Here is an 8,194-nt window from a genome sequence, read left to right as displayed (position 1 = left end):
CGATTCACGAGTTTGAACTTCATAAAAGGTGAGAAGCCGAAGCATGAGCATTTAGAAGGTGGCAACTTGATGAGAGTTGGCTATTTATTGATGGCTTCTATCCTCTTCATACTGTGGTATCTCATATTCAAGAATAAAGAGACGGTGGGATTTGTGCACGCGGGCTATGCGAGCACCTCTATGCTCGTTGGTATCGCCATCTTAGTGGCTTATGTCGGCGCATTATACAAACCGCGCATCAGTTCGCTATCGGCAATTGGCACATTCTTCAATGACCGGATGTATCTACCATATCTCAATGATTATATCATACCCAAGATAGGGTTCTTCGTCGCGCATCTCGTGCATGACTATAGTAACAGGGGCATTGATGGATTCTTCAATACAAAGGTGATGCCAGGCTTATTCGGTCTGATTTCAAGAGGAATCAGGCGTATTCAATCCGGTTACCTCGCACATTATATAAAAGTTGTGCTTGGAGTTGTGATGATGATACTGATATTGGCAGCAATAGGAGGTGTATATCTATATCCATGACCGCAGTGACGCTCGCTCTTGTGGCACTGGTAATACTGGTACTGAGTGCTGTGGGTTCATTCAAGTTCCGCCCGCTGGGATTCTTAGGTGCACTGATTGCGATTCTTATAGGACTTGGAACCTGTCCATTCTATTATGGTATCTTTATCTTTGCCATCGCTCTCGTCAATCTGCTCTCACTCACAGCGTTACCAGACATGATTAAAGGTGTAGATTACAGTCTGGTGGGCTTGATGGCACTTGCCACGATGTATATATTTACGACACATGATTTTGCTATGGTACTAGTTGCTCTCGTGCTCGTATCTGTGCCGACATACATACTGGTGATGCTCAGAGCGGGCAAGGCGAACATAGAGGTGGGTATAAAGTATATAACATTTATGGTTCTTGCCACTGTAATGTTCTTGATTGGAGCTGTTATACTGCTGTATGCACACGCGCATGCACCTGGCGCTGCTGCCGGTAACTTTAGTTTTATCTACGCAGTTGGATATGTGATGCTGATACTCGGGCTATCACTTGAAGTGGGTGTGGCGCCACTGCATGAGTGGGTTCCTGATGTCTTCACTGCTGGTGACCCTATACCAATCTCAATTATAGCATCGCTGGCGAAGGTAGTTCCTTTTGTCGCTGCTCTCTGGATACTCATCCCCATATCAAATGTGATAACTCCCGCAATGGTTCTCTTCACTGCTGTACTCGCAGCTATATCAATGTTCACGGGTAACATAGGGGCGTTGACGGCGAGAGAGCCGGCGCGAGTGCTCGCATATTCCACAGTTGCCAATATGGGTTATGTCCTATCAAGCTTCGTGGTGATTGCGAATCACGAGTATGTCTATTTTGCAATTGCAGGTGGTTTATTGATGCTATTTGCAAATGCAGTGGGTAAAATAGGCTTCTTTAATGCGATAAAGGGAGAAGGGGCGTATTCACCATTTATGTATATACTTGCTTTCTCATTCATTGGCGTGCCACCACTGATGGGTTTCTGGGGTAAGCTGTATATTCTATTCTCCATGGCAAAGATGGAGTACTTCTGGCTGGTAGCTATCATGGTCATCAATTCCGCTATATCAATACCATATTATATCAGGCTTGCAGGAGAACTCGGCGTTTCGTGGCGAATGAATCTCGTCAATCTCATCTGTCTCATTGCGGTGATAATAACGTTGGTTACTGCTCTGTTCGTGCCGGTGGATTGGTTCTTTAAGAATATCGCATTGGTAGCAAATAGCGTGGGGGTGGTGATATAATGATAGAGAACGTGGTGCTGATTGGATTGGTACTCCTTGTCTGTGTTGCTGTGGACATAGCACTACTTATCATAATCAAAATCCTGCCGATGTATTACCCCTCAGAGGTGAAGATGTCGCGTTGGGAAGCGGGGAATCTGCCGATAAAGTATCCGAAGTTCACACTTCCAATGCAGTATTTTGGGTTCATGTTCATGTTTATGGCAGCGGAGCCGATAATTGTGGTCTTGCTGCTGCTCTCGGCATATCCTTCGATGGATTTCATCGTTCTTATGCTGATGGTGCTACTGCTATTACTCCCTGCTATCGGTGTGGGCTATAAAGCTTCGCTTGAAATAGCAGGGCTTAAGCATAAATAAATTAAGATAAGTTAAGGAGTGCGGAATAATGGTGGCAGAAGAGGGTAAGGAGAAGGAACGGAATCGGAACATACATATTCTGAGGACAGGGGTATTGTCCCCGTTGAAGCGCTGGGGAGTGAAGTGGAGTCTGTGGCCCTGCCATTTCGTCACTTCGTGCTGTGGCGTTGAACTGGCACACGCATTCGCATGTGGTTTTGATGGCGAACGTCTGGGCACATTGAATATGGGCATCTCTAGACAGGCGAATTTTATCATCGTTGAAGGCACGATAACGAGGAAGATGGCACGAGCGCTGAGGATTGTCTGGGAGCAGATGCCGGACCCCAAGTTCGTGGAGGTGATAGGTGCATGTGGAGAGCGAGGTGGGCTGTTCTGGAACAGTTATAACATAACCCGTCCTTCTGATATCGTTCCTGTTGATTTCTTCGTGCCTGGCTGTCCGGTGACGCCGGAAGCGCTATTGAGAGGTGTAAGAGCGGTACAGAACAAGATAGAAGGGTTCGACAGGACGACGATAAAATTCAAACGTGCGGAGTTGCCGTTGCCTGCCGAAGCGGAAGCAGGTAAGGAGAAGATGGTACCGACCAGCCCAAAAGTGCTTGCACCAACACCCTTGGTCAGGGTGGATGCAGAGAGGGCTGTAGATTGGGCTTTTGGTGCTGTGCTGGTGAAGAAACTCAAGAAAGAACTTGAGGGACTGTATAAGAGTATCACCATCACGGATATAAATAGAATAGCAATAAGAACCGCGCCGGAGGCACTGAAAGAACTTGCGAGGAAGTTAAGCACCGAACTGGGTTTTGATCATGTGAAGAATGTGAATGTGATAGATGTACCGCACGAGAGGAAGTATATAGTTGAATATATGGTCTCGAGCTATCGCAGTGACCTCATGCCGGTATTAATAACATTTTTCACAGAGCTGAGGCGTGATGCTGGAGGTGAGCCTGAGTCTGAGGTGTCAAGTCTTGCATCGCTATGGGCGAGTGCGGACTATTCAGAGCGAGAGATGCATGACTTCTTCGGCATCAAGTTCGCAGGTAATGAGGGCATGGCTAACAATTTCATTCTTGCGCCTGAGGTACAGAAGCAAACGCCATTGAGGAAGAATTTCGAGGTAGAAGAGGAGCATTATATGCTTGAGGATGACGTTCCTTATATGCCTGAGATTAAACCACCGGAAGAGCTCGAGCTGCCATTGCCTGCGGGAGTGCTTGAGGATGCGGAATCGAACGAGGAGTTTGTTGCACTTGTGGGACCGCACCACACAGGTAGCGGGCATTTGAGGTGGATATTGCGAATGAAAGGTGATATAATTGTAGATGTCATTCCAGATCCAGGATACGTGCACCGAACGATGGAGAAACTCGCAGAGAACAGATTATATATCCAGAATATCCCACTCTTTGAGCGTGCGAATATAAGTGACCCAATAAACATGCATCTTGGCTATGTTCGCACGATAGAGAAGGCGCTGGGCATTGAAGTTCCGGAAAGGGCATCGTACATAAGGACGATAATGGCGGAATTGTCGAGGATAGGTGCATTCTTCTATGATTCCGGTATATTTTCGCTCTTCCTCGGGCATTCCACAGGATTCATGTATGCGTGGGCGATAAGGGAGATGATACTGGAGGCGATGGTGCGAGCAACGGGCTCGAGATGCACTCCTTCATTTGTCATACCTGGAGGGATAAGACGCGATATATCTAAAGAGGTAATTGAGATGATAGATAACTTCACATCGGCGATACACAGGAGATTGAGGAAGTTTGAGGATATACTCATCTATAATCCTGTATTCGTAGCCCGGACGAGGGATGTGGGTGTGCTCACGAAGGAAGAAGCGATAAGAAGTGGCATTGTGGGTCCATTCCTGAGGGCTTCTGGAGTGGAATATGATGTGAGGAAGGTGGAGCCATACGAGGTTTATGATGAGCTGGATTGGGAGCTTACGAGCGGTGATGCGGGCGACTGTCTCGGCAGGTATATGGGCAGGTATGAGGAGATAAAGGAGAGTTTGCGAATAGTAAAGCAAGCAGTGGACGCACTGAAGGGCATACCAAGAGGGGAGGTAATAAGTAAAGAGATACTCGGTGAGTATAAAGAGGTGTCAGAGGATATAAAAGGGCATCTGTTCCATGTCTATGGCAATCTCGTACTTCCGAAGGGTGAGTGGACGACTGTTACAGAAGCGGCAAGGGGGACACTCCTGTATTCTATATTAAGCGATGGCGAATCGAACGTCCCGTATCGCGTGCGGATCGTGACACCGAGCTGGATGAACCTGCGGGGTATTGTAGAGGCAACGAAGGGAGAACGGGTGTCGGATTTCTGGGCTATCTACGGTAGTTTTGGTTATTTCCCGCCGGAGGCGGATAGGTGATGGGTGATAGGTGATAGGTAGGTGATATGAAATGGAAGAGGTAATAAAAGAGATAATAAACGCGCTTATAACTGCTATAATGAGCAACCAGGTGATGATACCAGTTTTAGAGCCGGCTCTCAAGTTGATGTCGCAGCTGCCGGTGGGTGGCTTTATAGTATCATTCACACTATGGAAGCCGTTCTTTGCCGCTTTAATCTCGCCGGGCTTCGCTACACTTGGCATATTGCTGCTATTCTTCCCGTGGATAGAGCGTAAGCTCTGCGGCAGGATACAGTGGCGTGTGGGGCCACATGAGATAGTATGGTGGCTGGGTGGTATAATCCAGTTGCTTGCAGACTCTGTTCGATTCCTCTTCCAGGAGGTGATAGTGCATAAGGATGCGCACAGACCTTATTTCCTGCAGTTTCCATTCTTGACATTTATTCCTACACTTCTACCTCTGCTCTTCATTCCCGCTGGTAGTATAGTGGCGATACAGACACCTTATGCGATACAGATAATACTGGCACTGGTATGCCTGTTCCCGCTATTTATCCTCGGTCTCGGATGGGCATCAAACAGCAGGTTCGCTTTTATAGGGACTGTGAGGGAGGCATTCATGTATTTCGCATACGAGATAGCGTTTGTTGTTGCGGTGATTGCTATGGTCATCCTGTATGGGACTTCAGACCTGGTGGAGATAGGGAATAATCAGGCAATCTGGGGGATATTCCTAAATCCAATAGCGGCAATTGTGTTCTTTATCGGTGCGGCGATGGCTACTTCGCGGTTACCTTTTGAGATTGCAGAGGCGGACCAGGAATTGGCGGCTGGGCCACATGTGGAATACTCGGGTATCGGGTTCGGGCTTATATATGTGATATGTTACGAAAAGGCGTATATATTGAGTGGATTGATGACGGTATTATTCTTAGGCGGAGGTAGTGGTCCTGTAATTGGGATGCTTGGTGAGCTCTCTGGTCTTGTATGGTTCTTATTGAAGACGATAATCGTGATGACAACGTTGTTTGTGCTTCGCGTGATATACCCGAGATACAGACTTGACCAGGGTTTGAGGATTGGATGGAGCTCTTTACTCTCATTGTCGCTCATTGCAGTTGTGATATCAATAGCGATATCAGTAGGAGGAGGTGGAGTGGTATGAAGAAGGTAATAGTAAGAGAGCAGGGAGCAGGAGAGAAGGTGGTGAGGCATGCACGAGCTTTTGGTGTATCACTGAGTGAATCGGTATATCCACATACAGCGACGGTATTTTATCCGAGGGAGCGTAAGAAGATGCCTCCCAATCTGCGTGGCTATCTCATGTTCAAGCCGGAGAAGTGCATAAGCTGCTGGCAGTGCGCGTTTATATGTCCCGCAAATGCGATCCAGATGAAGGAGGCGCGGAACGGGCGGTATTATCCAAATGTGGACTATGGCAAATGCATATTCTGCCATTTCTGTGTTGATTCGTGCTCTGGTGGTGCATTGTACTCTACGAAGATTCACGATGTTGCATACCGGGATATGGATGAGATGCTCACGCTTACTGAAGAGATGATAGAGCAGCCGGAGATTGTTCGCGAGGATAAGAAGTCGGTGGAGTACGTGATAGACAGGGATGACCTGCATCTGAAGAGACGGCGTGAGCAGGACACGTTGTTCGTTGAGCCGACACCACCTGTGGAGATACCTATGGTATCGCAGTGCATAGACCGTGCGAGTTGCATAGGGTGTCGGGTTTGTGAGCAGGTGTGCGAGCATAATGCGATCTCTTCGATCATGGAACGGAATGTGCTACGAATGAAGATAGATACGGAGAGGTGTACGGGCTGTGGACTGTGTGTAAAGGAATGCTCAATGCAGATATTGAGGCTTGTGAGGAAGTAAGAGGGAGTAGGAGGGGAGGGCGGGAAATAAAAAGGTTTTAAGTGGCAACTGCAACTATAGGCATACGATTCTATCAGGCGTTGTTGGAAATAATAGGGGGGTGGTGTTCGTTTAGAGGGGGTGTATATAGGAAATACTTTAGATATACTGCCAAAACGGAAGGATATACGCATTGTAGATATAATACTAATTAGGAGTGATATATGCAATAATGTGGATATACCGGAGTTATATGAAATTGCTTGCTATATAGTGAGGTGTGAAAATGGGACGTCTTATTAAAATACAGGACATAGACGAATTTTCAGAAATCAAAACTATCCCAGATGCAGCTATAAATACGGAAATACTTACTAACATCAGAAATTTAGATGAAAAAAGCGAGATGGAGCGTTTTCTTAGAGAGATTCTATACGATCCAAATGAGACCCCACATGGTCCCATAGAAATAGCAGATATATTAACAAGTCATGTGCATGTTAGAGGAAATAAACGATTAGCTGCTTTTGTCTTGAAAGGAAAAAGTTTCCTAAGAGTTTCAAGCAGAGATGTAACCCATCAATTCGTAAAACTGCGGCAAATCCAAGGACTCGGTTTGATGGTTTTTGGAGCACTTGGGAATGTTCAAGATGATGCACAGAGAGATTTCGTGCAAATTGCTATTGATGCAGGATGTGATTATCTTCTTATTGACGCTCAGGACTTAGCACGTTTGTTTATTGCTTATGAAAAAGTCTGTCCTAAAGATGGAACACCTTATGATGACACAGGCATCTGTAAAAAAGGACACCTACGAGATAAAGGTGTAACTTTAGAAATGGAGGTTAGAGAAAAAATTAGGTATACGATTGTAAATCAGAAAGATGTAAGTCATACTGGAGCCAAGCGTTATTCAGCTATCGTTCTTTTAGATAGACACTATCCTAAAGATGTAATAAGAACGATTATCCAGGAAGCAACTGAAAAATTGAGATATAGTAATTACTACCGTAATGAACGAATCAGGGCACGGTGGGGGAGAACTCCAGCTCATGTGGTTTGGCTATTTATAGCCTACGACTTAGAAGATATTCAGAATGCAAACTGGATTTGTCGCACATGCTGGATAGATTCATCTTTACCAAAAGATATGCGTCCTCTTAGTATAGATAGCAATGAAAAATTAGGAGACATAGAAGTTTTTTGGAATGATGAATATAAATCACACAATAGCCCCCTCCATAATCCAACCCATAATCCAGAGTTTTGAATTAATTTCTTGCATATTTACACTCATTCTTTTCTCAAATTCTAAAAGTACACCATAAAAACCTATAAAATTCGATCCCAGGCGAAATAAACCCGAAAAATTTATATAGAAGCTTGTATAACAGTTTTATGGTGGAAAAAATGAATACGCCATTAATAACAGACAAGAAAGACCCAAAATGGGTGCTATTAGGGAAAATACTCGGTATTGTCAGTTCACGAAGAATCAAGCAGGAGATGGCGAAGCAGGGGATATCACCGGTGAACCTGGCTGGGACGATGTTTAAAATCGTCCTGATAGCCATCTTCTTTTCCGTGGATATTTCCTACGTGATCAGCGAATTGCTGAAAAGGGAAGAATTGAGGAGATTTGCAAAATTGGTAGAGATTCCGGAAGCGAAGGATATTTACCGATTCTTGGCCAGATTCGATGAGAAACAATTCATTGAGCTTGTTCTCGGCGTTTTGGGCTCGATATGTGTCAAAAGGGGAAGAAATAGGGTGTTAATCGTGGATTCTACCGATGTGTC

General features: G+C 45.5%; 8 protein-coding genes. All 8 read left to right on the top strand.

Annotated features, from left to right (window positions below):
* Positions 1–537 (top strand): hypothetical protein (locus J7J01_10045; protein MCD6211200.1); only part of this gene is annotated, 537 nt, incomplete at its 5' end.
* Positions 534–1,796: a hypothetical protein gene (locus J7J01_10040; protein ID MCD6211199.1), complete on the top strand. Its 1,263-nt coding sequence runs from the start codon at positions 534–536 to the stop codon at positions 1,794–1,796. The genes J7J01_10045 and J7J01_10040, both read left to right, overlap by 4 nt.
* Positions 1,796–2,155, top strand: coding sequence for a hypothetical protein (locus J7J01_10035; protein MCD6211198.1), 360 nt, complete (start codon positions 1,796–1,798; stop codon positions 2,153–2,155). The genes J7J01_10040 and J7J01_10035 overlap by 1 nt, the downstream gene beginning before the upstream one ends.
* Positions 2,156–2,183: 28 nt before the next feature.
* Positions 2,184–4,544, top strand: coding sequence for an NADH-quinone oxidoreductase subunit D (locus J7J01_10030; protein ID MCD6211197.1), 2,361 nt, complete (start codon positions 2,184–2,186; stop codon positions 4,542–4,544).
* Between the two features lie 31 nt (positions 4,545–4,575).
* Positions 4,576–5,691, top strand: a complete 1,116-nt coding sequence (gene nuoH, locus J7J01_10025) for an NADH-quinone oxidoreductase subunit NuoH (protein MCD6211196.1) — start codon at positions 4,576–4,578, stop codon at positions 5,689–5,691.
* On the top strand, positions 5,688–6,416 hold the full coding sequence (locus J7J01_10020) for a 4Fe-4S binding protein (protein ID MCD6211195.1): 729 nt from the start codon (positions 5,688–5,690) through the stop codon (positions 6,414–6,416). Before nuoH ends, J7J01_10020 begins: the two co-directional genes overlap by 4 nt.
* A 259-nt stretch (positions 6,417–6,675) precedes the next feature.
* Complete coding sequence (locus J7J01_10015; GenBank protein ID MCD6211194.1) at positions 6,676–7,665, top strand: hypothetical protein; 990 nt, start codon at positions 6,676–6,678, stop codon at positions 7,663–7,665.
* Positions 7,666–7,805: 140 nt separating this feature from the next.
* Positions 7,806–8,194 (top strand): hypothetical protein (locus tag J7J01_10010; protein ID MCD6211193.1); only part of this gene is annotated, 389 nt, incomplete at its 3' end.

The organism is Methanophagales archaeon, from assembly GCA_021159465.1.
Classification (GTDB): Archaea; Halobacteriota; Syntropharchaeia; order Alkanophagales; family Methanospirareceae; genus G60ANME1.
This window is presented reverse-complemented; position numbering and strand designations above follow the sequence as displayed.

What these genes read in the sequence shown, in the direction of transcription:
- J7J01_10040 (MCD6211199.1), top strand. Translation starts at nt 534, where the DNA reads ATGACCGCAGTGACGCTCGCTCTTGTGGCACTGGTAATACTGGTACTG.
- J7J01_10035 (MCD6211198.1), top strand. Translation starts at nt 1,796, where the DNA reads ATGATAGAGAACGTGGTGCTGATTGGATTGGTACTCCTTGTCTGTGTT.
- J7J01_10030 (MCD6211197.1), top strand. Translation starts at nt 2,184, where the DNA reads ATGGTGGCAGAAGAGGGTAAGGAGAAGGAACGGAATCGGAACATACAT.
- nuoH (MCD6211196.1), top strand. Translation starts at nt 4,576, where the DNA reads ATGGAAGAGGTAATAAAAGAGATAATAAACGCGCTTATAACTGCTATA.
- J7J01_10020 (MCD6211195.1), top strand. Translation starts at nt 5,688, where the DNA reads ATGAAGAAGGTAATAGTAAGAGAGCAGGGAGCAGGAGAGAAGGTGGTG.